Annotated in this window: 38 protein-coding genes and 1 riboswitch; of the genes, 1 reads left to right on the top strand and 37 read right to left on the bottom strand. The window is 47.2% G+C overall.

The features are described 5' to 3' along the window. Positions 1–5 precede the first annotated feature (5 nt). The 34 genes from spoIVB to DXC57_RS06285 all read right to left on the bottom strand — a co-directional run bounded on the left by spoIVB (position 6) and on the right by DXC57_RS06285 (position 20,479). Positions 6–1,331, bottom strand: a complete 1,326-nt coding sequence (spoIVB, locus tag DXC57_RS06450) for a SpoIVB peptidase (RefSeq protein ID WP_347501822.1) — start codon at positions 1,329–1,331, stop codon at positions 6–8. A 390-nt stretch (positions 1,332–1,721) separates the two neighbouring features. Then, a complete protein-coding gene (locus DXC57_RS06445) occupies positions 1,722–2,258 on the bottom strand; it encodes a L17 family ribosomal protein (RefSeq protein ID WP_022360547.1) in 537 nt (178 codons plus the stop codon). A gap of 178 nt (positions 2,259–2,436) precedes the next feature. Next, a complete protein-coding gene (locus DXC57_RS06440; RefSeq protein WP_107000788.1) occupies positions 2,437–3,399 on the bottom strand; it encodes a DNA-directed RNA polymerase subunit alpha in 963 nt (320 codons plus the stop codon). A gap of 126 nt (positions 3,400–3,525) precedes the next feature. Further along, positions 3,526–4,119, bottom strand: a complete 594-nt coding sequence (rpsD, locus tag DXC57_RS06435; protein ID WP_107000789.1) for a 30S ribosomal protein S4 — start codon at positions 4,117–4,119, stop codon at positions 3,526–3,528. An 18-nt stretch (positions 4,120–4,137) separates the two neighbouring features. Then, positions 4,138–4,539, bottom strand: coding sequence for a 30S ribosomal protein S11 (rpsK, locus tag DXC57_RS06430; protein ID WP_022360550.1), 402 nt, complete (start codon positions 4,537–4,539; stop codon positions 4,138–4,140). A 75-nt stretch (positions 4,540–4,614) separates the two neighbouring features. Then, positions 4,615–4,983, bottom strand: a complete 369-nt coding sequence (gene rpsM / locus DXC57_RS06425; protein ID WP_022360551.1) for a 30S ribosomal protein S13 — start codon at positions 4,981–4,983, stop codon at positions 4,615–4,617. Positions 4,984–5,114: 131 nt separating this feature from the next. Continuing rightward, a complete protein-coding gene (gene rpmJ, locus DXC57_RS06420; protein ID WP_003497809.1) occupies positions 5,115–5,228 on the bottom strand; it encodes a 50S ribosomal protein L36 in 114 nt (37 codons plus the stop codon). Positions 5,229–5,477: 249 nt separating this feature from the next. After that, positions 5,478–5,696, bottom strand: a complete 219-nt coding sequence (gene infA, locus DXC57_RS06415; protein ID WP_022360552.1) for a translation initiation factor IF-1 — start codon at positions 5,694–5,696, stop codon at positions 5,478–5,480. Position 5,697: 1 nt separating this feature from the next. Continuing rightward, positions 5,698–5,970 (bottom strand): hypothetical protein, encoded by a 273-nt coding sequence (locus tag DXC57_RS06410; protein ID WP_117796495.1) that lies wholly within the window; start codon positions 5,968–5,970, stop codon positions 5,698–5,700. Positions 5,971–6,223: 253 nt separating this feature from the next. Then, positions 6,224–6,973 (bottom strand): type I methionyl aminopeptidase, encoded by a 750-nt coding sequence (gene map, locus DXC57_RS06405; protein WP_117796496.1) that lies wholly within the window; start codon positions 6,971–6,973, stop codon positions 6,224–6,226. 3 nt (positions 6,974–6,976) lie between these two features. Then, positions 6,977–7,621 (bottom strand): adenylate kinase, encoded by a 645-nt coding sequence (locus DXC57_RS06400; RefSeq protein WP_022360555.1) that lies wholly within the window; start codon positions 7,619–7,621, stop codon positions 6,977–6,979. Between the two features lie 108 nt (positions 7,622–7,729). Then, positions 7,730–9,046 carry a preprotein translocase subunit SecY gene (gene secY, locus DXC57_RS06395; protein ID WP_107000793.1) on the bottom strand — a complete coding sequence of 439 codons (1,317 nt, stop codon included), beginning with the start codon at positions 9,044–9,046 and terminating at the stop codon, positions 7,730–7,732. 1 nt (position 9,047) lies between these two features. After that, on the bottom strand, positions 9,048–9,488 hold the full coding sequence (gene rplO / locus DXC57_RS06390) for a 50S ribosomal protein L15 (RefSeq protein WP_022360557.1): 441 nt from the start codon (positions 9,486–9,488) through the stop codon (positions 9,048–9,050). 23 nt (positions 9,489–9,511) lie between these two features. Beyond that, positions 9,512–9,694, bottom strand: a complete 183-nt coding sequence (rpmD, locus tag DXC57_RS06385) for a 50S ribosomal protein L30 (protein ID WP_022360558.1) — start codon at positions 9,692–9,694, stop codon at positions 9,512–9,514. Between the two features lie 15 nt (positions 9,695–9,709). Beyond that, complete coding sequence (gene rpsE / locus DXC57_RS06380) at positions 9,710–10,219, bottom strand: 30S ribosomal protein S5 (protein ID WP_022360559.1); 510 nt, start codon at positions 10,217–10,219, stop codon at positions 9,710–9,712. A gap of 19 nt (positions 10,220–10,238) precedes the next feature. Further along, complete coding sequence (gene rplR, locus DXC57_RS06375; protein WP_022360560.1) at positions 10,239–10,607, bottom strand: 50S ribosomal protein L18; 369 nt, start codon at positions 10,605–10,607, stop codon at positions 10,239–10,241. A 17-nt stretch (positions 10,608–10,624) separates the two neighbouring features. Then, positions 10,625–11,167 (bottom strand): 50S ribosomal protein L6, encoded by a 543-nt coding sequence (rplF, locus tag DXC57_RS06370; RefSeq protein WP_022360561.1) that lies wholly within the window; start codon positions 11,165–11,167, stop codon positions 10,625–10,627. Positions 11,168–11,266: 99 nt separating this feature from the next. Continuing rightward, positions 11,267–11,668 carry a 30S ribosomal protein S8 gene (rpsH, locus tag DXC57_RS06365; RefSeq protein ID WP_022360562.1) on the bottom strand — a complete coding sequence of 134 codons (402 nt, stop codon included), beginning with the start codon at positions 11,666–11,668 and terminating at the stop codon, positions 11,267–11,269. A 284-nt stretch (positions 11,669–11,952) separates the two neighbouring features. Continuing rightward, positions 11,953–12,138, bottom strand: coding sequence for a type Z 30S ribosomal protein S14 (locus tag DXC57_RS06360; RefSeq protein ID WP_022345134.1), 186 nt, complete (start codon positions 12,136–12,138; stop codon positions 11,953–11,955). Positions 12,139–12,152: 14 nt separating this feature from the next. Then, positions 12,153–12,692 carry a 50S ribosomal protein L5 gene (rplE, locus tag DXC57_RS06355; RefSeq protein ID WP_022360563.1) on the bottom strand — a complete coding sequence of 180 codons (540 nt, stop codon included), beginning with the start codon at positions 12,690–12,692 and terminating at the stop codon, positions 12,153–12,155. Between the two features lie 23 nt (positions 12,693–12,715). Beyond that, positions 12,716–13,021, bottom strand: coding sequence for a 50S ribosomal protein L24 (rplX, locus tag DXC57_RS06350; RefSeq protein ID WP_022360564.1), 306 nt, complete (start codon positions 13,019–13,021; stop codon positions 12,716–12,718). Positions 13,022–13,033: 12 nt separating this feature from the next. After that, positions 13,034–13,402, bottom strand: coding sequence for a 50S ribosomal protein L14 (rplN, locus tag DXC57_RS06345; protein ID WP_022360565.1), 369 nt, complete (start codon positions 13,400–13,402; stop codon positions 13,034–13,036). 27 nt (positions 13,403–13,429) lie between these two features. Continuing rightward, a complete protein-coding gene (gene rpsQ / locus DXC57_RS06340; protein WP_107000794.1) occupies positions 13,430–13,684 on the bottom strand; it encodes a 30S ribosomal protein S17 in 255 nt (84 codons plus the stop codon). A 39-nt stretch (positions 13,685–13,723) separates the two neighbouring features. After that, on the bottom strand, positions 13,724–13,924 hold the full coding sequence (gene rpmC, locus DXC57_RS06335; protein ID WP_022360567.1) for a 50S ribosomal protein L29: 201 nt from the start codon (positions 13,922–13,924) through the stop codon (positions 13,724–13,726). Then, on the bottom strand, positions 13,914–14,351 hold the full coding sequence (gene rplP / locus DXC57_RS06330; protein WP_022360568.1) for a 50S ribosomal protein L16: 438 nt from the start codon (positions 14,349–14,351) through the stop codon (positions 13,914–13,916). Before rplP ends, rpmC begins: the two co-directional genes overlap by 11 nt. Beyond that, on the bottom strand, positions 14,351–15,007 hold the full coding sequence (gene rpsC / locus DXC57_RS06325; protein WP_022360569.1) for a 30S ribosomal protein S3: 657 nt from the start codon (positions 15,005–15,007) through the stop codon (positions 14,351–14,353). Before rpsC ends, rplP begins: the two co-directional genes overlap by 1 nt. Before the next feature lie 12 nt (positions 15,008–15,019). Then, positions 15,020–15,406, bottom strand: coding sequence for a 50S ribosomal protein L22 (gene rplV, locus DXC57_RS06320; RefSeq protein ID WP_022360570.1), 387 nt, complete (start codon positions 15,404–15,406; stop codon positions 15,020–15,022). Between the two features lie 26 nt (positions 15,407–15,432). Continuing rightward, the gene (rpsS, locus tag DXC57_RS06315) at positions 15,433–15,714 is read right to left on the bottom strand and encodes a 30S ribosomal protein S19 (protein WP_022360571.1); all 282 of its coding nucleotides are present in this window, start codon (positions 15,712–15,714) and stop codon (positions 15,433–15,435) included. Between the two features lie 14 nt (positions 15,715–15,728). After that, entirely contained in the window at positions 15,729–16,568 is an 840-nt protein-coding gene (gene rplB, locus DXC57_RS06310; protein WP_022360572.1) for a 50S ribosomal protein L2, read from the bottom strand. 91 nt (positions 16,569–16,659) lie between these two features. Then, on the bottom strand, positions 16,660–16,959 hold the full coding sequence (gene rplW / locus DXC57_RS06305; RefSeq protein ID WP_022360573.1) for a 50S ribosomal protein L23: 300 nt from the start codon (positions 16,957–16,959) through the stop codon (positions 16,660–16,662). Then, entirely contained in the window at positions 16,959–17,579 is a 621-nt protein-coding gene (gene rplD, locus DXC57_RS06300; RefSeq protein ID WP_022360574.1) for a 50S ribosomal protein L4, read from the bottom strand. Before rplD ends, rplW begins: the two co-directional genes overlap by 1 nt. Before the next feature lie 29 nt (positions 17,580–17,608). After that, positions 17,609–18,244 (bottom strand): 50S ribosomal protein L3, encoded by a 636-nt coding sequence (gene rplC, locus DXC57_RS06295; RefSeq protein ID WP_022360575.1) that lies wholly within the window; start codon positions 18,242–18,244, stop codon positions 17,609–17,611. Positions 18,245–18,349: 105 nt separating this feature from the next. Continuing rightward, the gene (gene rpsJ / locus DXC57_RS06290) at positions 18,350–18,667 is read right to left on the bottom strand and encodes a 30S ribosomal protein S10 (protein ID WP_022360576.1); all 318 of its coding nucleotides are present in this window, start codon (positions 18,665–18,667) and stop codon (positions 18,350–18,352) included. 423 nt (positions 18,668–19,090) lie between these two features. Further along, entirely contained in the window at positions 19,091–20,479 is a 1,389-nt protein-coding gene (locus tag DXC57_RS06285) for a cell wall-binding protein (RefSeq protein ID WP_118481969.1), read from the bottom strand. 407 nt (positions 20,480–20,886) lie between these two features. On the opposite strand from DXC57_RS06285, the gene DXC57_RS06280 reads away from it, so the two are divergent. Beyond that, the gene (locus DXC57_RS06280; RefSeq protein WP_117796499.1) at positions 20,887–21,753 is read left to right on the top strand and encodes a class I SAM-dependent methyltransferase; all 867 of its coding nucleotides are present in this window, start codon (positions 20,887–20,889) and stop codon (positions 21,751–21,753) included. A 46-nt stretch (positions 21,754–21,799) separates the two neighbouring features. Here the strand turns inward: DXC57_RS06280 and DXC57_RS06275 are convergent, their stop codons facing one another. The 3 genes from DXC57_RS06275 to DXC57_RS06265 all read right to left on the bottom strand — a co-directional run bounded on the left by DXC57_RS06275 (position 21,800) and on the right by DXC57_RS06265 (position 24,998). Beyond that, on the bottom strand, positions 21,800–22,594 hold the full coding sequence (locus DXC57_RS06275) for a creatininase family protein (protein ID WP_118651643.1): 795 nt from the start codon (positions 22,592–22,594) through the stop codon (positions 21,800–21,802). A 182-nt stretch (positions 22,595–22,776) separates the two neighbouring features. After that, entirely contained in the window at positions 22,777–23,388 is a 612-nt protein-coding gene (locus tag DXC57_RS06270; RefSeq protein WP_022360580.1) for an ECF transporter S component, read from the bottom strand. Between the two features lie 180 nt (positions 23,389–23,568). Continuing rightward, positions 23,569–23,686, bottom strand: a riboswitch (FMN riboswitch). Between the two features lie 130 nt (positions 23,687–23,816). Further along, entirely contained in the window at positions 23,817–24,998 is a 1,182-nt protein-coding gene (locus DXC57_RS06265) for a S8 family peptidase (RefSeq protein ID WP_243017747.1), read from the bottom strand. Between the last annotated feature and the right edge of the window lie 5 nt (positions 24,999–25,003).

Below are 25,003 nucleotides of genomic sequence, written 5' to 3'. Positions count from 1 at the left end.
TTTGCTTAATTTATGCTGTTTTCAGCCGCTTCCAGCATATTCTCCGCAAAAATCCCATACCCACGCGTCGAATCCTGAATAAAAACGTGCGTAACTGCTCCGATGAGTTTTCCGTTCTGGATGATGGGGCTGCCGCTCATGCCCTGGACGATCCCGCCGGTCAGGGACAGAAGTTCCGGATCGGTTACGCGAATGACCATGTCCTTGTTGTGGCGGTTGGAGGAGTGGTCTATTTTCTGAATCTCAATCTCGTAGTCTTTCAATTCCCCGGACACGCTGCTACGGATGCAGGCACGGCCTTTTTTGACGTCCTGACGGTAACCGATCGGAATTGCAGGGTTCTTTACCCGGCTTAAAAAGCGCGGATTTGCCGTCCCGAAAATGCCCTGATCCGTATTAGCCTCCACACTTCCCAGCCGCGACTGATTTCCATAGTAAATAACGCCCGACATCACGCCCGGCTTTCCGAAACTTCCCTTCTCCACGCCCAGAATCTCCGTATCGTATAGTTCGCCGCCGGAGGTCTGCACCAGAAGTCCCGTGTCGCCGTCGCTGATACCGTGTCCCAGCGCTCCAAACGCGCCGTTAGCACATACATAGGTCATCGTACCGATGCCCTGCGTATCGTCGCGGATCCACAGCCCAAGCTTATAGTCTCCCTCCTGCGTCTGTACCGGCGTCATCTGTACATCCATCGTCTCTCCCTCGCGGCGCACCGAAAGTGTCAGAGCCATATTTCCCGCTTCCTTGACCGCCCGTATCATATCTTTCTTGTCCGTCGCCGGCATCCCGTTGATTGCCTCGATATAGTCTCCAGAACGCAGGATTCCGTCCGCCGGATCCATCACTTCCCCCGTCTGTGCCGTCACCCTTCCGGTTCCAATCACCATCAGTCCATCGGATTTCATGTAAATACCCACCGGCAGCCCACAGGGAACCGCATACTGGACGTCCGACACATCTACCTCGATATCCTTTAATTTCCATATTCCAAAGAGTTTGAGACTTAAACGGTACGTTCCCTCCTGTTCAGAATAGATGGAAAAGGGCTGGTTGAGCTGCAGATGGATCTGGTCGGACGGAATTTTAGAGCTGCCGTTTAGAAGCACCTCCTCGCTCTCACTTTCCAGCAATGATCGAAACGGCAGCCCAAAGCGAACTTGCTCCTGCCGGTCCACCACCACATTGATGCGGTCTGGAACCGCGTTCTTCACATATTGATAAGACACGCCGGCAAGCGCAATGACCCCCGCACCAAAGATTATCAGCAGAACACGGCGAAGTTTTTCCTTCCGACTTATTGTTTTCCACATACCAGAGTTTTTTCGCACGGTTTTTCCTCCTTCTACTCCTATGTACCTCCCCCGTTCCGTAGATTCCGCACTGCGGCGAATCTCAACGAAATGCAGATGTACACTCTGTTTGAATCCAAGAACTTGTTCGATAAAATCGTTTAATCCTAGTATGCGGAAAACCGTAAAATTCAGTCTGCTATTTTTGCGCCATTCTTTCTATTTTTTTCATTCAAGTGTTATTAAAACCCTGACTTTTTCTCAAGGTAAATGGAAAACCTGAAAAATTCCATTCTAACGTCAAAAAACCCGGTTCAGAAGACAGATTTCTCTGTCTCCCAAACCGGGGATATAAAATCATCTTACGATTCAAAACTTGCGTAAAAGAACGAAGATTTGATACAACTTAAACAAACGAATCTATCTAAATTATACCAGCTCTAACAGAACTTCCATAGCGCCGTCGCCCTTACGCTGACCGATCTTAACGATACGGCTGTAACCACCATTGCGGTTAGCGTACTTCGGTGCAAGCTCATCAAACAGCTTAGCCGGCATATCTACCTTCTTAGTGTTTTTCTTCTTGCCTGCTCTTGCAGTCGGAACGTCTGTTACATCGTAGAGAACCTTCAGCATCTGTCTTCTAGCGTGAAGTCTGGAAGCTTTATCTTTCTTGATCTCTTTCTCTACTTCGTCGTAAACGGTAACTTTCTTGCCGTCAACAACTTCTTTTACTCTCTTGCCGTTCTCGTCTTTGCGAGCTACCTTAGCGGTAACTTTAACGGTCTCGAAGTTATCTTTCTCTTTTACTGCCAGAGCGATCAGACCCTCAGCGATCTTCTTCACTTCTTTTGCTCTTGCCTCAGTGGTAACGATCTTGCCGTTGAATAACAGTGCGGTTACCAGGCTGCGCAGCATTGCTTTTCTCTGACTGGAAGTTCTTCCAAGTTTTCTATATCCTGCCATGATTCTTTCTCCTCCATTTGCGGAAGCCGACACTCATGCCCTTTGGACTTACTGAATGTCTGCTATATAAAATATAATTGTTTGATGGTTATGCAGGGACCTGTGCCATTCGGACTTACCCGTCCCCGTATCTGCATGAAAGGGACGCACTGCAAAGCACGTCCACCCACGCGGTATCTTAAGCCTCTTCGCTCGGGTTGAGCTGCAGGCCTAATTCTTTCAGTTTTGCAAGAACCTCTTCCAGGGATTTGCGGCCCAGATTTCTGACTTTCATCATATCTTCCGGTGTGCGGTTGCACAGCTCCTCCACTGTATTGATTCCGGCTCTCTTTAAACAGTTGTAAGAACGAACGGATAACTCCAGCTCGTCGATGTTCATCTCAAGCACTTTCTCTTTCTCGTTGTCTTCCTTCTCTACCATAACCTCTGCGGTCTTGGCATTCTCGGAAAGGTCAATAAAGAGGTTCAGATGCTCGCTCAGAACCTTTGCTGCCAGGCTGACAGCTTCGTCTGGTGCCAGCGTTCCATTTGTGTATACATCTAATGTCAGCTTATCATAATCTGTCACCTGACCCACACGGGTGTTCTCAACGGTCATATTGACACGCTCCACCGGTGTGTAGATAGAATCAACAGCCAGAACTCCGATCGGAAGATCTTCACTCTTGTTCTTATCTGCGCTGATGTAGCCGCGGCCCTTCGTGATCGTCAGCTCCATGTAGAATTTGCTGTCCGCGCCGCCGCTTAATGTAGCGATGACCTGGTCCGGATTCAAAATCTCAATGTCAGAATCAGCGTGAATGTCAGCTGCTGTGATGACGCCTTCGCCCTCGAACTCGATATAAGCCGTCTTCGGCTCATTCGTCTCGCTGCTGTTTTTGATCGCCAGACTCTTGATGTTCATGATAATTTCAGTTACATCCTCTTTTACACCAGGGATAGAACTGAACTCATGCAAAACGCCGTCGATTTTCACTTGACTTACTGCTGCACCAGGCAAAGAGGAAAGCATAATTCTTCTTAAAGAATTGCCTAATGTGGTACCATAGCCTCTTTCCAGCGGTTCAACCACAAATTTGCCATATCTTTTGTCTTCGGAAATCTCAGCAATTTCAATTTTTGGTTTTTCAAAATCGAACACGATAGCCCCTCCTTTTGGGAACATTTTTGAGGGTCTGCCATACTCTTGTAGTCTCGGAATCTCCCAAGCAGCTGCCAAAGCAGATACATGGGAGATTCTGGACTAACATAATAGTAATACTTCTTATTATTTGGAGTACAGCTCGACGATAAGCACTTCGTTTACAGGAACGTCAATTTCGTCTCTGCTCGGTAACTCTTTAACAGTACCTTTCAGGTTCTCAGCGTCAACTTCCAGCCATGCCGGTACCATTCTTCCGCCGGTTACCTCAGCGATATCTTTATATCTCTGTGAAGATTTGTACTTCTCTTTGATCTCGATTACATCGCCAGCCTTAACTAAGTAGGACGGGATGTTTACGCTCTTGCCGTTTACGAGAACGTGCTTGTGATCTACGATCTGACGTGTCTCTTTTCTTGTACGGCCAAAGCCCATTCTGAATAATACATTATCCAGTCTGCACTCCAGAAGGATCATCAGGTTAGCACCGACCTGACCATTCATTCTGGATGCTTTTGCATAGTAATTTCTAAACGGTTTCTCTAACACACCGTAGATGAATTTTGCTTTCTGCTTTTCTCTCAGCTGGAGTGCATACTCGCTCATCTTTCTGTTGGCTCTCGTTAATTTTCTCGTTGATTTCTTGTCGATTCCTAAATAAACCGGATCAAGGTCAAGAGATCTACATCTTTTAAGTACAGGAACTCTATCTACTGCCACTTTACTTGCACCTCCTAATTAGACTCTTCTACGTTTCGGCGGACGGCATCCGTTATGCGGAACCGGAGTTACGTCCTTAATGCTTGTTACTTCCAGACCACATGCCTGAAGAGCACGGATTGCTGCTTCACGACCTGATCCCGGACCTTTTACCATAACGTCTACAGACTTTAAGCCATGGATAAGAGCTGCCTTCGTTGCAGTTTCTGCAGCCATCTGAGCTGCATATGGAGTAGATTTCCTTGAACCTCTAAATCCCAGACCGCCTGCACTTGCCCATGATAAGGCATTACCCTGTGCATCTGTTAAAGTAACGATTGTGTTATTAAAAGATGACTGGATGTGCGCCTGTCCGCGTTCAACGTTTTTCTTTACACGCTTTTTTGTCACTTTCTTGCCAGTGGACACTTTTTTAGCCATTTTAAACTAACCTACTTTCTCAAATATTGAATCCTGTTGCTAAACCTAACCTGATTCAGTTTCCTTGTTACTTAATTATTTCTTCTTGTTTGCTACTGTCTTTCTCGGACCCTTACGAGTTCTAGCGTTGGTCTTTGTCTTCTGACCACGAACCGGAAGGCTCTTTCTATGACGGATGCCTCTGTAGCATCCAATCTCCTGCAGTCTCTTGATGTTCATAGCGATCTCTCTTCTCAGATCACCCTCAACCACCTGACTGTCAGCGATGATTGCCGCAAGCTTCTTAACTTCGTCGTCAGTTAAGTCCTTAACACGAGTGTCAGGATTAACTTCAGCTTCGGCCAGGATACGGGCTGCACTTGCTCTACCGATACCGTAGATGTAAGTCAAGCCGATCTCTACGCGTTTCTCTCTTGGTAAATCGACACCTGAAATACGAGCCATGTGTGTAGTACACCTCCATTAGTTTTTCTTACTTCTTCGTTGATAATGTATAAATTTGCTTAAACTACTGAACAACTCATCCGAGTGGTTCATAATAGAAAGCCGCGCGAAAAAATAGGTGCTAAATCAAATTAGCCCTGTCTTTGTTTGTGCTTCGGATTCTCACAGATTACTCTGATACTGCCTTTTCTCTTGATGATCTTGCACTTTTCGCAAATTGGTTTAACCGATGATCTAACCTTCACAGCAATTCTCCTTTCCGTAATAGTCCGTCCAATCTCGGACATACAATTTTTTATAACCTATTGCAGTCCTGTGTCGGACTTACAGGTACAACAGACTCGTTCCATCCCCCTGCCGTGAGAGGACAAAAGGGCGGATCTTACCTGATGCTTCAACAAAGTTCGCTAAAGCATTATAACATTTAAAATCCTATAATGCAAGCGAAATTTACACTTCTCTCAATATTTTTATTGAGAAAAATGGATTGGTCTTTATTTATCTCTCCAAATGATTCTTCCCTTAGAGAGATCGTATGGCGACATTTCCATTGTAACCTTATCGCCCGGCAGAATACGGATGTAGTTCATACGGAGTTTTCCGCTGATCGTAGCAAGTACGATGTGTCCGTTTTCCAGTTCTACCTTAAACATAGCGTTCGGCAGCTTCTCTGCTACTACGCCCTCAATCTCAATTACATCTGCTTTCGACATTCTATATACCTCCCTGCAATGATTTCTGAATGAAATAGCGGATCGCTTCATCCTGGACTGCCGCGCCGTCCGCAAACTGGGCTGCCAGCGCCTCATCCCATTTGTGGGAGAACTGCACGTGCTTTCTCTTCTTGCGTTTCGGCTTGGCGGCGGTTTTAGTGCGTCCGTCTGCCAGATACACGTAGCGTGCATCTTCTCTGACTATAATATAATAAGTGCCTTTGTCGTGGCCCGCAAGTGAGCGGACCAGACAGCCAGTTCCATATTCCGTCATTCTGATCTCCGTTTCTGTAGACAGGTGTTTCCGCTCCCGCCGCAGGCTTCTCAGATCACAGTTTGTTCGCTTGCCTATTTGCTCACTTAGCTCGCAAACAGGGCAAAAATTCATGCAGATTTGTCTTCGACAAAGAATTTTTGCCATTGCCCGCCTTATTGATCGGCTCGGACATTTGCCTCAAGATGCGTACATACTGTAATCGGAAAGCCTGCTTAGGTCTTCGTAAAAACTTCCCCAGCTTACTTCTTCTTTATAAGGAAAGGATCTCAGGTTCGCCCTCTGTAATAAGAATCGTATTTTCATAATGAGCAGCCCAGCCGCCATCTTCCGTCATGACGGTCCAGTCATCATCGAGCCAGACTACTTCGTAGCTGCCCTCGGTAATCATCGGCTCGATCGCGAGCGTCATGCCGGGCTGTAAGAGAATTCCTTTTCTTTTTCTTGCAAAATTCGGAATCTCCGGATCCTCATGCAGATGGGAACCGATTCCATGACCAACCAGATCCCTGACAACGCCAAAACCGAAACTTTCGGCATATTTCTGGATCGCTGCAGAGATGTCATTGAGATGATTGCCAGCTTTGGCAAATTTAATTCCCTCAAAGAAGCTCTGTCTGGTAACTTCAATCAGTTTTTTGGCATCATCGTCGATCTCTCCGATGCCGTAAGTCCGGGCTGCGTCTGAGTGGTATCCTTTGTAGATCACTCCTGCATCCAGACTGACGATGTCTCCCTCATCGAGGAAATGTTCCTTGTGCGGGATTCCATGTACAACCTCATCATTGACAGAGACGCAGATCGATGCGGGATAGCCGTTGTAATTTTTGAACGAGGGAATGCAGCCGTAACTCCGGATGATTTCCTCTCCCATATGATCAATATCCCAGGTGGACATACCCGGCCGAAGATTCTTCGCCAGTTCCTCATGCGTTTTGGCGAGAATTCTTCCCGCCTCACGCATCAGTTCAATCTCCCTGGGAGATTTTATCGTCACTGCCATGTTTTAAGCTCCCAAAATATCCGTAATGTTCTTGAATACGTCTTCCATGGTCTGTGTACCGTCTACCGTATGAAGAACGCCCTTCTTCTCATAGTACTCGATCAGCGGGTGTGTCTGGTCATGGTATATTTCCAGACGTTTCTGTACAGTCTCCGGCTTGTCATCATCACGAAGCACCAGCTCAGAACCGCACTTGTCGCAGATTCCTTCTTTTTTCGGTGCTGCGAACTGGATGTGGTAGGTAGCGCCGCACTTTAAGCACGCACGGCGTCCTGCCATGCGGTTTACGATGTTTGCATCCGGCACATCTACGTTGAGCGCGAAATCAATCGCCTCGCCGTTTGCTGCCAGCGCCTCTGTCAGACTCTCAGCCTGCGGGATCGTTCTTGGGAATCCATCCAGAATATAGCCGTTCTTGCAGTCAGCCTCATGGATCCGGTCAAGAAGCATGCCGATCGTTACCTCGTCCGGTACTAAAAGCCCCTGATCGATGAACGATTTTGCTTTTTTACCAAGCTCTGTGCCTGCCTTGATATTGGAACGGAAAATATCTCCGGTAGAAATGTGCGGAATGCCGTATTTTTCTGCAATTCTCTGAGCCTGTGTTCCTTTTCCGGCTCCCGGTGCTCCTAACATAACAATCTTCATAATGGTTACAATCTCCCTATATACAACAGAATCGCCTCCAGACAGGAGCTGTCTCCGGCCACCTCCAGCCGTAAAGTAAGCAAGCTCCCGCCCAGAAAGCGAGTTGTCTTAGTCGTTTAAGAATCCTTTATAGTTGCGAACCAGCATCTGTGATTCGACTGCTTTGATTGTCTCAAGTACTACACCTACGATAATGATAAGAGAAGTACCTCCGAAGGAGAGACGGCTCACTGAGAACAGTCCAGAGACAATGATCGGAACCAGGCAGACAATGATCAGTCCGCAGGCACCAATCAGTATAATATACTCCAGAATTCCATCCAGGTAATCGGATGTTGGCTTCCCTGGACGAATGCCCGGGATGAAGCCGCCGGATTTCTTCATGTTGTTTGCTACTTCAAGCGGGTTGAATGTAATGGATGTGTAGAAATACGCAAACACAATAATCAACGCGATGTAGACAATTAAACCAACTGAATAAGCCGGACGCTCTGGATTAAACCAGGAGCTGGAATTCAGAGCCAGAAGAATCTTTCCTCCGATGGTGTCATAATTAACCTGGAAAAATCCAGCAATTACCACCGGGAAAGACATCAGGGATGAAGCAAAGATAACAGGAATAACACCTGCTGTATTTACTTTTAACGGGATGCTTGTGGACTGACCGCCAACCATCTTACGTCCCTGCATCTTTTTAGAATACTGAACCGGAATTCTCCGCTCTGCATCCTGTAAAATGATAACAAATACAACCATCGCTACGATAACCGCTACGATAATCACGGCTGTTACAACTGCAACCGCCACGATCTTGCCCTGCAGGAAACGCTCATAGAGCGTAATCATATCGCTTGGCATGGTTGAAATGATATTGAACAGAAGCACGATAGAAATACCGTTTCCGACGCCGTTCTCGGTGATTCGCTCACCGATCCACATCAGCATGGCACTTCCGGCTGTCATTGTCACAATAGCGACAATCACATTCAGGGCAGTAAACTCAACTAAAAGTCCCTTGCCGCCGAAACCGATCGCCATAGCGACGGACTGCATCAGCGCCAGTGCAACCGTAAGGTAACGCGTATATTCCGCAATCTTCTTTCTTCCGTCCTCGCCCTCCTGCTGCATTTCCTCTAATTTCGGAATTGCAATTGTCAGAAGCTGCATGATAATGGAAGAAGTGATGTACGGGGTAATACTCAATGCGAATACCGACATGTTCGTGAACGAACCGCCGGTAATCGTATTGAAGAAACCAAACGCATCATTGGACTGTCTTGTAAACAGTTCCTGGAAAAATGTTGTATTAACTCCGGGAATCGGCAGCTGCGATCCGATACGGGTCACAACCAGCATAAAGAACGTATAGAGGAGTTTTTCTCTGACCTCTTTTATCTTAAATGCATTCTGGAGCGTTTTTAACATACTAGATCACCTCGCAGGTTCCGCCAACGGCCTCGATCTTAGCTTTCGCGCCTTCACTTACCGCATCAACCTTTACGTTCAGCTTTTTGGTCAGCTCGCCATTGCCGAGGATCTTAACGCCGTCACGCGGGTTCTTTACGATGCCTGCTTCGATTAATGTTTCAACCGTAACAACTGTGTCGTTCTCGAATCTCTCAAGAGCGCTTACGTTGATACCAACGATGGTCTTAGAATTTCTGTTTGTGAAGCCTCTCTTCGGGAGACGTCTATATAACGGCATCTGACCGCCTTCAAATCCTGGTCTCGGAGCTCCGGAACGAGCTTTCTGTCCCTTATGTCCCTTACCAGCAGTCTTACCGTTGCCTGATGCGTGACCACGACCTCTTCTGAAGCTGTCGCTGTGCTTAGAGCCTACCGCCGGCTTTAAATTGGATAAATCCATGACTGCACCTCCTTGCAAATATCTTAGATTTCCTCTACTTTAACTAAATGTCTAACATTCTGGATCATGCCTCTGATAGCGGCGTTGTCCGGCTGCTCAACTGTCTTGCCAGTCTTGTTTAAACCAAGAGCTGCAACCGTTGCTTTCTGCTTCGGGATAGCGCCAATAGGAGACTTAACCAATGTGATTTTTAATTTCTCTGCCATTTTTATCTCCTCCTATTAGTTCAGAATTTCTTCTACAGACTTACCGCGAAGTTTTGCAACCTCTTCCGGAGTCTTTAAAGAACCTAAGCCTGCCAGGGTAGCAAGAACTACGTTTGCCTTGTTGTTGGAACCAAGGGATTTTGTACGGATGTTCTTGTAACCAGCCAGATCCAGTACGGCACGAGCCGGACCACCAGCGATAATACCGGTACCTTCCGGAGCCTTCTTCAGAAGTACGTTAGCGCTTCCGAATTTGCCGAGGAAATCGTGCGGGATGCTATTGTTCTCATCGAACGGAACCTCCATCAGGTTTCTGGCAGCTGCCTCTTTGCCCTTGCGGATTGCTTCCGGAACCTCAGCAGCTTTTCCCATACCAGCACCAACGTGGCCGTTTTTATCTCCAACTACTACTAAAGCGGAAAAACGCATTGTACGTCCGCCCTTAACGGTCTTGGATACACGTTTGATTGCCACTACAGTATCCTCTAACTCGAACTGGTTGGCATCAATTTTTGTACGTTTCATGTGTATGTTCTCCTTCCTACTAGAATTCCAGACCAGCCTCGCGGGCTGCATCTGCTAATGCCTGAACTTTTCCGTGGTAAATAAATCCGCCTCTATCGAAGACAACTTCTTTAATACCTTTTTCAAGCGCTCTCTTAGCGATTACAGTTCCAACGTGAGCTGCTGCTGCAACATCGTTCGTCTTCTCCAGTTCAGCTTTAACTTCCTTCTCGGCAGTGGAAGCTGCTACTAAAGTTTTTCCAACTGTATCATCAATGATCTGAGCATACATATGATTATTACTTCTAAACACTGCTAAACGCGGTCTCTCGGCTGTGCCAGAAAAACGGTTGCGTAATCTAACGTGTTTTTTAACGCGAATTTCGCTTCTTGACTGTTTGCTAACCATCTTCACACTCTCCTTAATTATTTCTTACCAGTCTTACCAACTTTACGTCTGATAACCTCATCGGCATACTTAATACCTTTGCCCTTGTACGGCTCAGGTCTTCTCTTATCCCGAATCTCAGCTGCATACTGGCCAACTTTTTCTTTGCTGATACCTTTAACAGTGATCTTGTTCTGTCCTTCCAGAACAGTCTCAATGCCTTCCGGATCTTCCATCTCTACCGGATGGGAGTAACCAAGGCTGAGAACCAGTTTCTTGCCCTGCTTCGCTGCTCTGTAACCAACACCGTTAACTTCCAGCACTTTCTCATAGCCTTCTGTTACACCATGAATCATGTTGTTAATTAAGGTTCTTGTCAGACCGTGTAAAGATTTCATTTTCTTTAAGTCGTTCGGTCTGGTAACTACGATATGACCATCCTCTTCTTTGATGTTCATCTCAACCGGGAGTTCTCTCTCAAGTGTTCCCTTCGGACCTTTTACAGTCACTAAATTGTTCTCTGCGATTGTTACGGTTACGCCCGCCGGAATCGCAACTGGCATTCTTCCGATACGTGACATGCCTTTTACCTCCTACTTAGATTTTCGGAAAAGCCGCTAAAGCTTCTCTGTTTTCAGTTGTATCTATACCTTGTCTAAACCGATGATGATGCTTTCGGCTTACCAAACAAATGCAAGAACTTCTCCGCCTACGCCGAGCTCTCTTGCCTGCTTGTCAGTGATAACGCCCTGGTTGGTGGAGATGATAGCTACACCTAAACCGCCCAGTACCTTCGGCATATCTTCCTTGTTTGCGTAGATACGCAGACCCGGTTTGGAAATTCTCTTGATGCCGGAGATAATTTTCTCGTTTTTGTCTTTACCGTACTTTAAGGTAATACGGATAGTCTTGAAATTGCCGTCCTCAACAACGTCATATTTCTTGATGAAACCTTCCTTTACCAGGATGTCAGCGATTGCTAATTTCATCTTGGAAGACGGAACATCTACTGTATCATGTTTTGCAGTGTTAGCATTACGGATTCTTGTAAGCATATCTGCAATCGGATCGCTCATTGTCATTTTGAGTGTGCCTCCTTATAATTTGACTACCACTTACTGTAAGTGGGTTTCGGTGGGTTTTGGGAACACTAGGATGTGTCCTCTATAATATAGGCATCGTCCACTCGACTAAGCTCGTCTATCGTCTTCGACTCTGACTCACTAAGTCTCGGGACGGGCTGCCTTTTCAGGCAACCTCTTGCCGTGACGCATCGCTCAACTAGATTCAGCTTACGCTTCATCAAGGTTCGCGATGAGCCTCGCACTAAGTTCGCGCTTGCTGCGCTCACTAAGTTGCTTTCGGCTTACCAGCTTGCTTTCTTTACGCCCGGAATTTCGCCCTTGTAAGCTAATTCACGGAAGCAAACTCTGCAGATGCCGTATTTTCTTAAATATGCATGCGGACGACCGCAGATTCTGCAGCGGTTATATTCTCTGGTGGAGAATTTTGCCGGACGCTGCTGTTTAATCTTCATTGAAGTTTTAGCCATGATAAATCCTCCTATTATTTAGCAAATGGCATGTTGAACTGAGTTAACAGCTCACGTGCTTCTTCGTCGGTCTTAGCAGTGGTAACGAAGATGATATCCATACCTCTTACCTTATCTACTTTATCGTACTCGATCTCCGGGAAGATAAGCTGCTCTTTGATACCCAGAGCGTAGTTGCCTCTGCCGTCAAATGCGTTCGGATTTACACCGCGGAAGTCTCTTACTCGCGGAAGAGCCAGGTTGATCAGACGATCAGCGAACTCATACATCTTCTCGCCACGCAGGGTAACTTTACAGCCGATAGCCATACCCTCTCTAAGTTTGAAGTTAGCGACTGATTTTTTCGCTTTTGTAAGAACTGCCTTCTGGCCAGTGATGATTTCCATATCTCTTACAGCAGAGTCCAGAACTTTAGCATTTTCTTTTGCCTCGCCAACGCCCATGTTGATAACAATCTTGTCCAGCTTCGGCACTTCCATGATATTTTTATATCCGAATTTTTTGATCATAGCGTCTACGATTTCGCTCTGATACATTTCTTTTAATCTAGCCAATTTTAACGTTCCTCCTCTCTGTATTAGTCAATTACTTTACCGGTTGCCTTAGCAACACGGACTTTCTTGCCGTCTTCTACTTTGAAGCCAACTCTCGTAGCCTTGCCATCCACTACCAGCATAACGTTGGAAATGTCAAGCGCGCCTTCCTGATGGATGATGCCGCCCTGCTGATTAGCTGCAGACGGTTTGGTATGCTTTGTTACCATGTTGCATCCCTCAACCAGGACTGTATTCTTCTTTACATTAACGGAAAGAACTTTTCCGGTTTTGTCTTTGTCTTTACCTGTGATAACCTTTACCAGGTCGCCTTTTTTAATTTTATGCACAGCTGACACCTCCTACAGTACTTCCGGAGCCAGGGAAACAATCTTCATAAACTGTTTCTCACGAAGCTCTCTGGCAACCGGCCCAAAAATACGGGTTCCTCTCGGGTTCTTGTCGTCTTTGATGATAACGGCTGCGTTCTCATCAAATTTGATGTAGGAACCATCTTTACGGCGTGCGCCCTTAACGGTACGTACAACAACGGCCTTCACTACATCGCCTTTCTTTACAACACCGCCTGGTGTTGCATCTTTAACGCTGGCAACGATTACATCGCCAATATTTGCATATCTTCTAGTAGAGCCGCCCATAACGCGGATACAGAGTAATTCTTTCGCACCGGTATTGTCGGCAACCTTTAATCTGGTCTCCTGCTGAATCATGCCCAATACTCCTTTCTGATTTAGAAATTATCTCGCTTTCTCGATAATTTCGACGAGTCTCCATCTCTTATCCTTGGATAACGGTCTTGTTTCCATTACCTTTACAGTATCACCGATACCGCACTCGTTGTTCTCGTCGTGTGCTTTTAATTTATAAGTTCTCTTAACAATCTTACCGATTAAAGGATGTTTTACGTGGTTTTCGATAGCAACTACGATTGTTTTGTCCATCTTGTTGCTTACTACCTTACCGGTACGTGTTTTTCTAAGATTTCTTTCCACGGTAGATATCTCCTTTCCTATTTTAGGAATCTATGATAATTAGTTCGCTTTCTCTGTAATAACAGTCTGAATACGAGCGATGTTTCTGCGAACTTCTTTAATTCTGCTTGTATTATCCAGCTGGTTGGTAGCGTTCTGGAATCTTAAGTTGAAGAGTTCCTTCTTAGCAGCTACTAATTCTTCGTTTAATTCTGCAGATGTCTTAGCTTTTAAATCTTCTACATACTTATTAATTTTCACTGTTATCACCGCCTTCTAAATCTGCTTTAGAAGCAATCTTGCACTTGCACGGAAGTTTGTGCATAGCAAGACGAAGCGCTTCTCTCGCTGTCTCCTCTGGTACACCCGCGATCTCGAACATTACGCGGCCTGGTTTTACTACTGCTACCCAGTACTCAAGTGCGCCTTTACCGGAACCCATACGAGTCTCAGCCGGTTTAGCAGTTACTGGTTTATCCGGGAAAATCTTAATCCAAACTTTACCACCACGTTTGATGTAACGGGTCATGGCAACACGGGCTGCCTCGATCTGGTTGGATTTGATCCAGCACGGTTCTGTAGCGACTAAACCGTACTCACCGTAGTTGATTACATTTCCTCTAAGCGCCTTGCCGGCCATGGTACCACGGAACTGTTTACGACGCTTTACTCTTTTCGGCATTAACATTATTTATCGCTCCCTTCCTTATTTCCTTTCGCAGGAAGTACCTCGCCTTTGTAGATCCAAACCTTAACACCGGTCTTGCCGTATGTTGTGTTTGCCTCAGCGAAACCGTAGTCAATATCTGCTCTTAATGTCTGAAGCGGGATAGTGCCCTCGCTGTAGAACTCTGTACGAGCCATATCAGCACCGCCAAGACGTCCGGATACGGAAGCCTTGATACCCTTAGCTCCAGCCTTCATGGTTCTGCCCATAGCGGACTTCATCGCACGACGGAAGGAAATACGGTTCTCAAGCTGCTGAGCGATGTTCTCTGCAACGAGCTGAGCGTCTCTGTCTGGTCTCTTAACTTCTTTGATGTCTACAAAAACTTTCTTGTCAGTTAATTTCTGAACCTGAGCTTTTGTCTTCTCGATCTCTGCGCCGCCCTTACCGATAACAACGCCCGGTTTAGCAGTGTAAAGAATGATTTTTACTTTATCAGAAGCGCGCTCGATTTCGATTTTGGAAACACCGGCGCTGTATAATTTCTTCTTAAGGAAGGTTCTGATTTTGTGATCCTCTACCAGGTTATCTGCAAAATCAGCTTCCGCATACCATCTGGAATCCCAGTCTTTAATAACACCGACTCTTAAGCCGTGCGGATTAACTTTCTGTCCCATAATTGCCTCCTCTTATTTCTCATCAAGCACGATTGTGATGTGGCTCATTCTCTTTTCGATTCTGTAAGCGCGGCCCTGTGCTCTCGGTTTTACTCTCTTCATTGTCGGTCCCTTGTTAGCGAAGCATTCTGCAACGTACAGGTTCTCCGGATTCATCTGGTTGTTGTTCTCTGCGTTAGCAACAGCAGACTCGAGTAATTTTTTAATTAAAGTAGAAGCATATCTAGGATTGTATGTTACAATACCAAGCGCTGTCTTCACATCTTTGCCTCTGATGGCATCTAATACGAAGCATGCTTTCTGAACGGATACTCTGGCGTAAGACAGCTTAGCCGACGGTCTCGTATCCTTATTAGCATTTCTTTCTCTTTTAATCTGGGATCTATGTCCTTTAGCCATTGGTGAAACCTCCTTTCAAGCGTAACTTACTTACGTCCTGCTTTCTTCTCGTCTTTTCCGTGGCCTCTGTAAGTTCTAGTGGCTACGAACTCACCGAGTTTATGTCCAACCATGTCCTCTGTCACGTATACCGGAACATGTTTTCTACCATCGTGAACTGCGATTGTATGTCCAACCATCTGCGGGAAGATTGTGGAACGGCGGGACCAGGTTTTGATAACCTGTTTCTGTCCTGCTGCGTTCATCTCATCTACTTTCTTTAAAAGATGAGCATCTGCAAATGGTCCTTTTTTTAATGAACGACCCATTAGTATACCTCCTATTACTGTTTACCGTTTCTTCTTCTTACGATTAACTTATTAGACTGTTTGTTTTTCTTTCTGGTCTTCAGGCCGAGTGCCGGTTTGCCCCAAGGTGTGCAAGGACCTGGACGACCGATACTGGTCTTGCCCTCACCACCACCATGCGGATGGTCATTCGGGTTCATAACAGAACCGCGGACAGTCGGACGAATACCCATGTGACGTTTTCTACCAGCCTTACCGATATTGATCAGGTTGTGGTCGCCGTTGCCAACTACACCGATAGTAGCGCGGCAGCTGATCGGAACCATTCTCATCTCTCCGGACGGTAATCTAAGGGTTGCATATTTGCCTTCTTTAGCCATTAACTGAGCAGAGTTACCAGCGGAACGAACCAGCTGACCACCCTTGCCCGGAAGAAGCTCGATGTTGTGAATCTGTGCACCAACCGGGATTTCAGAAAGCGGTAAGCAGTTACCAACTTTTGCCTCAGCCTCTGCACCGCTCATAACCTTCTGTCCAACCTGTAAACCAGCCGGAGCAAGGATATAAGCTTTCTCGCCGTCTGCGTAGCAGATCAGAGCGATGTTTGCTGTACGGTTCGGATCGTACTCGATACCAAGTACGGTTGCTGCGATACCGTCTTTTGCATTTCTCTTGAAGTCGATGATTCTATATTTTCTTCTGGAACCGCCGCCTCTGTGACGAACGGTGATTTTACCCTGGTTGTTACGACCTGCGTTTTTCTTTAAAGAAACTACTAAGGATTTCTCCGGTGTGGATTTTGTAATCTCAGAGAAATCAGAGCCGGTCATATGTCTTCTGGAAGGTGTATATGGGCTGTAAGATTTAATTCCCATGACTTTGACTCCTTTCGTTCAACGCCTCCTGGCGTTTCTTCATGTTTTTCACGACATAGTGTTCGTCGTATAATTGTCTATTGAGGATGAATTATAAACCAGCGAAGATCTCGATCTCTTTGCTGTCCTCGGTCAGCTGAACGATAGCTTTCTTTGTTGCAGCTGTCTTACCGAATGTCATACCTCTTCTCTTTGTCTTGCCGTCCATGTTCATGGTGTTGACACTCTTAACTTTGGTGCCCGGGAACATCTTCTCAACGGCTTCTTTGATCATAGTTTTGTTTGCCTCGGTGTGTACCAGGAAGGTGTATTTCTTGTCTGTCATAGCATTCATACTCTTCTCAGTTACAACCGGTTTGAGGATTACGTCATAGTACTGTACGTTTGCCATTATGCATATACCTCCTCGATAGAAGCTACAGCAGCCTTGGTTGCTACTACTGTGTTGTATTTCAGGATATCGTAAACGTTGATGGTGCTTACGGAAGCAGTCTTAACGTCTGCCACGTTTCTAGCGGATAATACAGCCTTGTCACAAGCCTCATCCAGAACAACTAAAGCTTTGTTTACTTTCAGGTTGTTCATAACCTCAACAAATTTCTTTGTCTTGATCTCGTCGAAGTTCATAGCCTCAACTACGATGAACTTGTTCTCGTTTACACGGCTTGTCAGAGCAGATTTAAGAGCAGCTCTCTTCTCTTTCTTATTTAAACGGATTGTATAATCACGTGGTGTCGGAGCGAATACTACGCCGCCGCCCGTCCACTGCGGAGCTCTTGTTGAACCCTGTCTTGCATGTCCGGTACCTTTCTGTCTCCACGGTTTCTTACCACCGCCGGAAACTTCGGAACGGGTTTTTGCTTTCTGAGTTCCCTGACGTTTATTAGCAAGCTGTGCTACAACTGCCATGTGAACCAGATGTTCATTTACTTCTACACCGAATACAGCATCATTCAGTTCTAATGTGCCAACTTCGTTGCCTTCTAAATTGAAAACAGATACGTTTGCCATCTGTATGTTCCTCCTTTCCCGTAAAAGCCTTATCTAGCGACCTTTACTGTCTCTTTGATTGTTACTAAGGATTTCTTCGGTCCCGGTACAGAGCCTTTAACAAGGAGTAAGTTGTTCTCAGTATCAACCTTAACAACCTCCAGGTTCTGAACAGTTACTTTTACGCTGCCCATGTGACCCGGCATTCCTTTGCCCTTAAATACGCGTCCCGGTGTGGTTGCAGAACCGTTGGAACCCTGATGACGATGGAACTTGGAACCGTGAGCCATCGGTCCTCTGTGCTGGCCGTGTCTCTTGATGGCACCCTGGAAACCTTTACCTTTGGAAATAGCAGTTGCATCAATTTTATCGCCTGCTGCGAAGATGTCTGCCTTGATTTCGTCTTTTACAGAATACTCTTCAGCATTCTCTAAGCGGAACTCTCTTACATATCTCTTGTAAGCAACGCCTGCCTTGTCAAAATGACCCTTAACCGGCTTTGTCACAAGTTTTTCTCTCTTGTCTACAAAACCAACCTGTACTGCTTTGTAGCCATCGTTCTCTTCTGTCTTAACCTGTGTAACAACACACGGTCCAGCCTGAAGAACGGTTACTGGAGTTAAAACTCCGTCTTCGTTGAAGATTTGAGTCATTCCGACTTTGGTAGCTAAAATCGCTTTCTTCATTAATCTGACCTCCTGTTTTTCTACAGCGGAACGCGTTCGTCAAACTCCCGCGTTCATCCTAGAACTGTCCAGATGTCTCTATCTAAACTAGTATAGGATTCTTAATTATTTGTTTTTCATCTTTACGTTGATGGACACGCCAGCCGGCATTTCCAGTCTCTGCAGTGCATCAACTGTCTTCTGGCTCGGAGCAATGATATCGATGAGTCTCTTATGAGTTCTCTGCTCGAACTGCTCTCTGGAATCTTTGTACTTATGAACTGCTCGCAGAATGGTTACTACCTCTTTCTTAGTTGGCAGCGGCACCGGTCCACTCACCTTTGATCCGTTTTTCTTTACAGTCTCAATGATTTTTGCAGCGGATGTATCTACCAGCTGATGATCATAAGCTTTCAGTGTGATTCTCATTACTTGACTTGCCATAAAAAAAGTCGCCTCCTTTTCGTACTATTAAGCACGACAAGCGGTGACTGTACACATACCCGTGTGTGTCCTCGCAGTCCACACACCAAATCCGTCATTTGTCTTCAGGATACTCTATTCTTGTACAGTGACTTGTCGCCAGTTTCCTAACTTGACATTCGCTCCGCGGAATAACCTGCTTATCATAAGCAGCAACCTCTCGTTTCATCGCTATCATGCCACAGCTTCGTTATAATAACACAGCTTTCTGGGAAATGCAAGTGTTTTTTTAAGAAAAAATCTATATTTTTCAAGAAAAAACAGGAGTTTCTTCTTCCGGTGGGTAATTACACCTTTTATATAGAAGAAACTCCTGTTTATCCACAAGAATATATTTCCATGCAGAAATATTATCTCAGTCGAGAAGACTCCCAGCTTTTTTAATTAATCCTCCCAATACGTCGGTTCCACCGGGGTTCTAGCCTCGTCGCTGCCATCGTCGCTTGTGCCGTCCACCTCTGTGACAACACCCGCAGAGCTTGTCTTAAACTTTGTGCCGTTCGCATCCTTCACGGTGCTGGATTTCACTACCTTGCCGCTCGTCGTTACCAGATAGTTTTTGTCATTGACTTCAATGACTTCATACTTGGTACCGCTGTCTGCCTTCTGAAGCTTACCCATGTAGTACAGGAATCCATCCTCCACACCTGAGTAGCCGCGTCCAGCCTTGTTGCCGCTGTCAGTGAAATAGAACTGTCCGGTCGTTCCGTCGCCCTCTACTACATTTCCCTTGCCTTTTACGACTGAGCTGGTCGCCTTGTCCGCGCCGAAGAAATAGCAGGCATACTGACCGCTCGTTCCTACCTCCAGACGTCTCAGACCATAGACCGGGTTGCCCTTCTCATTAAATAAGTAGGTAATATTGTTGATGCGGACCAGGTTGCTCGTCGAAGCGTCAGAAATCTTCGGACCCACCTTCGGCTCGCCGTTGCTTGAAAAATAATACCACTGTACATCGCTGCCGAGATCCAGATTGTAATCATCCTCCTCCGGCGGAGTCGTGGAGAGCCAGCCAGTCTGTACCTGACCGTTGCTCTGATAATAACGGTAATTTGCAAATCCAGAGGAATTTCCCATATCGACCCAGCCGGTCTGCATCGCTCCGTTTTCGTCGAAGCAGTAGTAGGTTCCGTCAATCTTATACTGTTTATATTTGGCACCGCCTAAAGAAGGCACATATTTCTTTCCTGAACTCTGAAAGTAGTACCAATGATGATCCTCATCGTCGTCGCCGGGTTTCACTTCATCATCGTCCTTTTTGGTATCATCCGGATCTTCCAGATATGCCCAGCCGATCTGCATGACACCATCTGCATTCGTGTAGTAGGTGTCATCATCCACCCAGCCCGTCTGCATCGCTCCATCACCGTCGAAGTAATAGTACTTGCCGCCGATCTTGGACCAGCCGTCGGATACCATCTTTCCGCTGGTGGAGAAATAGTACCAGACCGTCGTAGCGGAAGTCTCGTTCCATGCCGGATTACGCTTCGGCAGTTTCAGCCACTTGTCAGTCGCCATGATGCCGGTACTCTCGACAAAGTATTCGTCGTCCACCCAGCAGTTCGACGCGATGTTGCCCTGGGAATCGAGATAGCGCCAGAGATTGTCTGCGCCCTTCTTCCAGGTATTCGTCACCTTATTGCCATTGTTGTCCACATATATCCAGCTGTTTCCAGACTGCTGCCAGCCTTCTGCCGCGTAAGATGTCAGGGTCGCCGCCCCTATCATCAGCGCTGCGGAAAGGACGCAGACTGCCAGTTTCTGTTTCTTCATATACAAGCCCTCCCAGTTCACGATTGATAACGTCTATTCTCCCACCTGCTGCGCATTCGCACACTTCCCGTCGTGTGGAGACTGCATCAGATGCTTATAACGCCCTGTTTTGTTCCAGATACGTGCAATCTATCATTTACCTAATATACATTTTAACAGGAGATGTAGGAATCTTCAAGGAGATTTATCTTTCAATTTATTTACTTTTTTGGCAGGAAGCCGTTCAAAAGGTTTGACACGCCAATCAATGACCGATATAATTAGGTATGCATTTCAACTGAACCGTTTTTTCCGGTCAGACAGACTGCGTTTTGGTTAGAAATGGCTTATGGATAACACCGATTATAAAGGCGGCAGATACCCTTTTCCGGGGTTTGCGCCTCATTTTTTTGAAAGGATAAAATTTTATGTGGATTGCAGATGGATGGAACGATTATGAAGTGATTGACTGCTCCGAAGGAGAGAAACTGGAGCGGTGGGGCGACTATCTTCTGGTTCGCCCGGACCCGCAGGTTATCTGGAACACCCCCAAGACACACCGCGGCTGGAAAAAGATGAACGGACACTACCACAGAAGCTCCAAGGGCGGCGGCGAATGGGAATTTTTCGACCTGCCGGAGCAGTGGTCGATCCATTACAAAGAACTGACCTTTAACTTAAAACCGTTCAGCTTCAAGCACACAGGCCTCTTCCCGGAGCAGGCGGCAAACTGGGACTGGTTCGGTGACCGCATCCGCAATGCCGGACGCCCCATCAAGGTTTTAAACCTCTTTGCCTACACAGGCGGCGCTACCCTGGCGGCAGCCGCAGCCGGCGCCAGCGTGACCCATGTGGACGCCTCCAAGGGCATGGTAGCCTGGGCGAAGGAAAACTCCCGTTCCTCCGGGCTGGAAAATGCACCCATCCGCTGGATCGTCGATGACTGTGTGAAATTTGTTGAGCGTGAGATCCGCCGCGGCAACCATTACGACGGAATCATCATGGACCCGCCGTCCTACGGCCGCGGACCGAAAGGCGAGATCTGGAAGATCGAAACTTCGATTTACCCGTTCGTGCAGCTCTGCACGAAACTGTTATCGGACAACCCGCTCTTCTTCCTCATCAACTCCTACACCACCGGGCTGGCGCCGTCCGTCCTGACCTATATGCTCTCAACCGAAGTTGCCTCCACCCACGGCGGCACAGTGAAATCGGACGAGCTGGGACTTCCGGTTACCCGCACCGGACTGGTATTACCATGCGGTGCATCCGGACGCTGGGAATCTGGTAAATAACACTGGTATTCGGATGACATAGACACCCCATTTTTAAGTTTGATTCCTATTCATTCCAATCCCGGATATCTAACAGCCCCGGGACCAGTTCCCGCGCACTCGTCTCTAATATAATTCGCCCCTTCTCGGCGCTTGCACCAGACGGATCTCCTCCAATTCCAATCGGCGATCCGTCTTTTGTTTTCCAGTCCTCCGACACCCAGCCGATCGAAACCGGACCGTATGGCTTCAGAGCGCGGGTCTTCTCAAACGCCGTCGGCTCTCCTGCTTCCGAAAGTTCCAGCTTCACAAGACTCTCATCGACCGCCATTACCATCGATGTCTCCATCTCTCCACCGTGGAAATCCCAGATATTCCCCTTTGAAATCGTTGCTTTTACATCCGGATGACCAAATGCCCCCGATGAAAGGATAAACGGTGCAATCCCCAGCTCACTCCGAAGTTCCCGGCTTAAAACCTGCGCTATCGGCGCATTCCCACCATGGCATACCAAAAAAGCCAGCTTCTTAAAACCGTGATGCGCCAGGCTGACGCATGTATCATATAAGAAATGATAGTAAGTGTCCGGCCGGACTGTGACCGAACCGCAGAAATTCTTATGCTCTGTACTTAAGCCCACCGGAATCACCGGAAACAGCAGCATCGGGAAGTCTTCTTCCCCCTCTGCCTCCAGTGCCTTTTTGATCTCCTGACTCATCGCCTCCGCGATAATATCATCCGTTCCCAGTGGTGCCTGATTGCCGTGCTGTTCCAGAGCCCCGAGCGGAATCAGGACAATCGTGTTCTCACGGTCCACCTGCTCCATTTCCCATCTTGTCAAATCTCTATAGTTACGTATCATAGTATCTCCTCCTCTTATAAAAAAAGATATGTCTTTGCACGTTCCATCAAACAAAAAGGATTGTCCGGGATTCTTCCCCCAGGCAGCTTTCCCAGCGGTTTCCCGACAATCCTTTCTATGAAATGGTTCTGCCGTTTCACAGCAAACAGCCAAATCCGTCAAACCATTCCTCTTATTTCATTTTATACTGCTTTCGGCACAATCTTCGCCGCACGCAGGCGTACAAACAAAAGCTGTCCAACGATATAGTTGAGTCCCACTTTCAATACGTTGAATGGGATCGTCGCCAGAATGATAAATCCATTCAGGTCTTTGATCGCCGGGTTGACCGACGCTACCATGCGGATCACTTCATCCAGCGGCAGGCTCATCGCTTTCGCATATAACGGAAGCGTAATGTTCGCATTGATAAAGCATGCACACGCGGTGCGGATCACGATACTGAGCAGAAGTGCTTCTACAGCTGCCTTACGGTTAGCGCCCAGCTTCTGATAGAGGAACCACAGCGGCCATACGAACAGGAACGCCGCAATCAGGTTTGCCAGCTCACCGACGTACATCGTGTTAGTTCCGACAGTAATCAGCTTGATTAACAGCTTGATGACTTCTACACAGATACCGGATACCGGTCCCATCAGAAACACGGCAATCACAGACGGTACATCACTGAAATCCACCTTATAAAACGGCGGCATCATCGGAACCGAAAATTCCAATGACATCAGCACGCCAGCAACCGCTGCCAGCATCGCCGTATAAATCAATTTTTGAATACTCCATTTTCCTGTCTTCATCTTAAATCTCCTTTCGGTTTTAAAACTCATTTCTCCGAAGGAGGAGTATGAATCAAGTGCCGGACTAGCTGCATTTGTAAAACTAAAAAAATCCCGGTCGTTCGGGACCTGGGATGATAAATCACAACTTAGCCGATGTACACCAGCCTGCTTACGCTCAAGCGGTACACTCTCTGACTCCTGCCTCTTCTCTCATCCAGACTATACTGTCGGTTTCGGAATCTCACCGAATCGGCCGCCATCGCGGTTCGCGGACTATACCGCCGGTAGGGAATTTCGCCCTGCCCCGAAGAAATTATGGTAATTACTCCGTCTTCATACATATAAACATATGAATCTGCGGAGTAATTATCTCACCCGTTCATAGTATCACATACAAACGAGAATTTCAATATTTTTTTAACAATCTTTCTTTTCGTTTTTCTCATCTACGGCATCGCCGCCCCGGCATCCAGCATACCTCCGGTTGCCACTTTGCCGGACAGACTCTCAAGCGGCCGCGCCGACTGCAGAATACGGTTTCTCACATCCATAAGCGACAGGGACGCATCGCAGGAGTACAGCATCGCCGCCGTTCCGGTTACCATCGGTGCCGCCATCGACGTGCCGCTCATGTAGGCATAGTCATTGCCCGTGATCGTGCTCAGGATATAATTGCCCGGCGCTGCCAGATCCACGCTTCTCACTCCGTAATTGGACGCACGGTCGAGCTGACCGTCAAAGCGCAGGTTTGCCACGGAAATGATATTGTCCAGTTCAAAGCTTGCCGGGTACATCGGCTGCTCATCGATGCTGTAGCCATTGCCGGAGGCGTCGCCGTTTCCAGCCGCCACAATAAACAGCATCCCCGAATCCTTGATCGCCTGATACAGCTCCTCGCTATATTTCATCGTGCCAAAGCTCAGATTGCAGATCGACGCGCCATTCGCCTGCGCATACCGGATCGCTTTAACCACGTTGCTGACGGTTCCGACACCGGACGATGTTCCAAGCGTCTTGATCACCATGATCTTCACATACGCCGGATCGCAGATTCCAACCGTTCCGACTCCATTTCTCGCCGCCGCGATCGTGCCCGCCGAGTGGGTACCATGATTGTCATCCGTCCCGGTAAATACCTGGGCATTATTATCATAGAAATTCCAGCCGTAAACGTCATCGATATAACCATTTCCGTCATTGTCAATGCCATCGCCCGGAATTTCCCCCGTATTCGTCCAGATCGAACCGCTAAGCTCCGGGTGAGTTATGTCAACCCCTGTATCAATCAGCGCCACAATCACCTGACGTTTTCCACTTTTCGCGTCATATTTCTTCCATGCCGGGACAATATTCATATCGATCCCTTCCAGAGAACGAACCGTTCCATCTGCTGAGAGCGCCGGGCTGCCGGTAATCGCCCCAATCGCTGCATCCACCGCCGCTGTATGGCTCGGCACCAGACGCAGTTCACCTGTATTTAAAAAAGCCCACTGATAGGAGGCATAGGAATCCGCATAGGGAACCGACTCCCGTGACGGACCCGCCGCATATGCCGGAAGCGCCGCGCTCCCTGCCATCATGGCAGCACACAGGGCGGCTGCCAGCCCTCTAAAAAGTTTCTTTTTCAACTTGC

This window comes from Clostridium sp. TF06-15AC (assembly GCF_003481165.1).
In the GTDB taxonomy this organism is placed as follows: Bacteria; Bacillota; Clostridia; order Lachnospirales; family Lachnospiraceae; genus Otoolea; species Otoolea fessa.
The sequence above is the reverse complement of the archived record's forward strand: the minus strand, read 5'-3'. Positions and strand labels throughout refer to the sequence as shown.

Excerpts from the sequence above, each read along its gene's own strand:
- DXC57_RS06445 (WP_022360547.1), bottom strand. The coding sequence starts at position 2,258 with ATGGCAGGATATAGAAAACTTGGAAGAACTTCCAGTCAGAGAAAAGCA.
- rpsK (WP_022360550.1), bottom strand. The coding sequence starts at position 4,539 with ATGGCTAAAAAAGTGTCCACTGGCAAGAAAGTGACAAAAAAGCGTGTA.
- rpsM (WP_022360551.1), bottom strand. The coding sequence starts at position 4,983 with ATGGCTCGTATTTCAGGTGTCGATTTACCAAGAGAGAAACGCGTAGAG.
- infA (WP_022360552.1), bottom strand. The coding sequence starts at position 5,696 with ATGTCGAAAGCAGATGTAATTGAGATTGAGGGCGTAGTAGCAGAGAAG.
- DXC57_RS06410 (WP_117796495.1), bottom strand. The coding sequence starts at position 5,970 with ATGACGGAATATGGAACTGGCTGTCTGGTCCGCTCACTTGCGGGCCAC.
- map (WP_117796496.1), bottom strand. The coding sequence starts at position 6,973 with ATGGCAGTGACGATAAAATCTCCCAGGGAGATTGAACTGATGCGTGAG.
- DXC57_RS06400 (WP_022360555.1), bottom strand. The coding sequence starts at position 7,621 with ATGAAGATTGTTATGTTAGGAGCACCGGGAGCCGGAAAAGGAACACAG.
- secY (WP_107000793.1), bottom strand. The coding sequence starts at position 9,046 with ATGTTAAAAACGCTCCAGAATGCATTTAAGATAAAAGAGGTCAGAGAA.
- rplO (WP_022360557.1), bottom strand. The coding sequence starts at position 9,488 with ATGGATTTATCCAATTTAAAGCCGGCGGTAGGCTCTAAGCACAGCGAC.
- rpmD (WP_022360558.1), bottom strand. The coding sequence starts at position 9,694 with ATGGCAGAGAAATTAAAAATCACATTGGTTAAGTCTCCTATTGGCGCT.
- rpsE (WP_022360559.1), bottom strand. The coding sequence starts at position 10,219 with ATGAAACGTACAAAAATTGATGCCAACCAGTTCGAGTTAGAGGATACT.
- rplR (WP_022360560.1), bottom strand. The coding sequence starts at position 10,607 with ATGGTTAGCAAACAGTCAAGAAGCGAAATTCGCGTTAAAAAACACGTT.
- rplF (WP_022360561.1), bottom strand. The coding sequence starts at position 11,167 with ATGTCACGTATCGGAAGAATGCCAGTTGCGATTCCGGCGGGCGTAACC.
- rpsH (WP_022360562.1), bottom strand. The coding sequence starts at position 11,668 with ATGACAATGAGCGATCCGATTGCAGATATGCTTACAAGAATCCGTAAT.
- DXC57_RS06360 (WP_022345134.1), bottom strand. The coding sequence starts at position 12,138 with ATGGCTAAAACTTCAATGAAGATTAAACAGCAGCGTCCGGCAAAATTC.
- rplN (WP_022360565.1), bottom strand. The coding sequence starts at position 13,402 with ATGATTCAGCAGGAGACCAGATTAAAGGTTGCCGACAATACCGGTGCG.
- rplP (WP_022360568.1), bottom strand. The coding sequence starts at position 14,351 with ATGTTAATGCCGAAAAGAGTAAAGCGTCGTAAACAGTTCCGTGGTACC.
- rpsC (WP_022360569.1), bottom strand. The coding sequence starts at position 15,007 with ATGGGACAGAAAGTTAATCCGCACGGCTTAAGAGTCGGTGTTATTAAA.
- rplV (WP_022360570.1), bottom strand. The coding sequence starts at position 15,406 with ATGGCTAAAGGACATAGATCCCAGATTAAAAGAGAAAGAAATGCTAAT.
- rpsS (WP_022360571.1), bottom strand. The coding sequence starts at position 15,714 with ATGGGTCGTTCATTAAAAAAAGGACCATTTGCAGATGCTCATCTTTTA.
- rplB (WP_022360572.1), bottom strand. The coding sequence starts at position 16,568 with ATGGGAATTAAATCTTACAGCCCATATACACCTTCCAGAAGACATATG.
- rplW (WP_022360573.1), bottom strand. The coding sequence starts at position 16,959 with ATGGCAAACGTACAGTACTATGACGTAATCCTCAAACCGGTTGTAACT.
- rplD (WP_022360574.1), bottom strand. The coding sequence starts at position 17,579 with ATGGCAAACGTATCTGTTTTCAATTTAGAAGGCAACGAAGTTGGCACA.
- rplC (WP_022360575.1), bottom strand. The coding sequence starts at position 18,244 with ATGAAGAAAGCGATTTTAGCTACCAAAGTCGGAATGACTCAAATCTTC.
- rpsJ (WP_022360576.1), bottom strand. The coding sequence starts at position 18,667 with ATGGCAAGTCAAGTAATGAGAATCACACTGAAAGCTTATGATCATCAG.
- DXC57_RS06285 (WP_118481969.1), bottom strand. The coding sequence starts at position 20,479 with ATGAAGAAACAGAAACTGGCAGTCTGCGTCCTTTCCGCAGCGCTGATG.
- DXC57_RS06280 (WP_117796499.1), top strand. The coding sequence starts at position 20,887 with ATGTGGATTGCAGATGGATGGAACGATTATGAAGTGATTGACTGCTCC.
- DXC57_RS06275 (WP_118651643.1), bottom strand. The coding sequence starts at position 22,594 with ATGATACGTAACTATAGAGATTTGACAAGATGGGAAATGGAGCAGGTG.
- DXC57_RS06270 (WP_022360580.1), bottom strand. The coding sequence starts at position 23,388 with ATGAAGACAGGAAAATGGAGTATTCAAAAATTGATTTATACGGCGATG.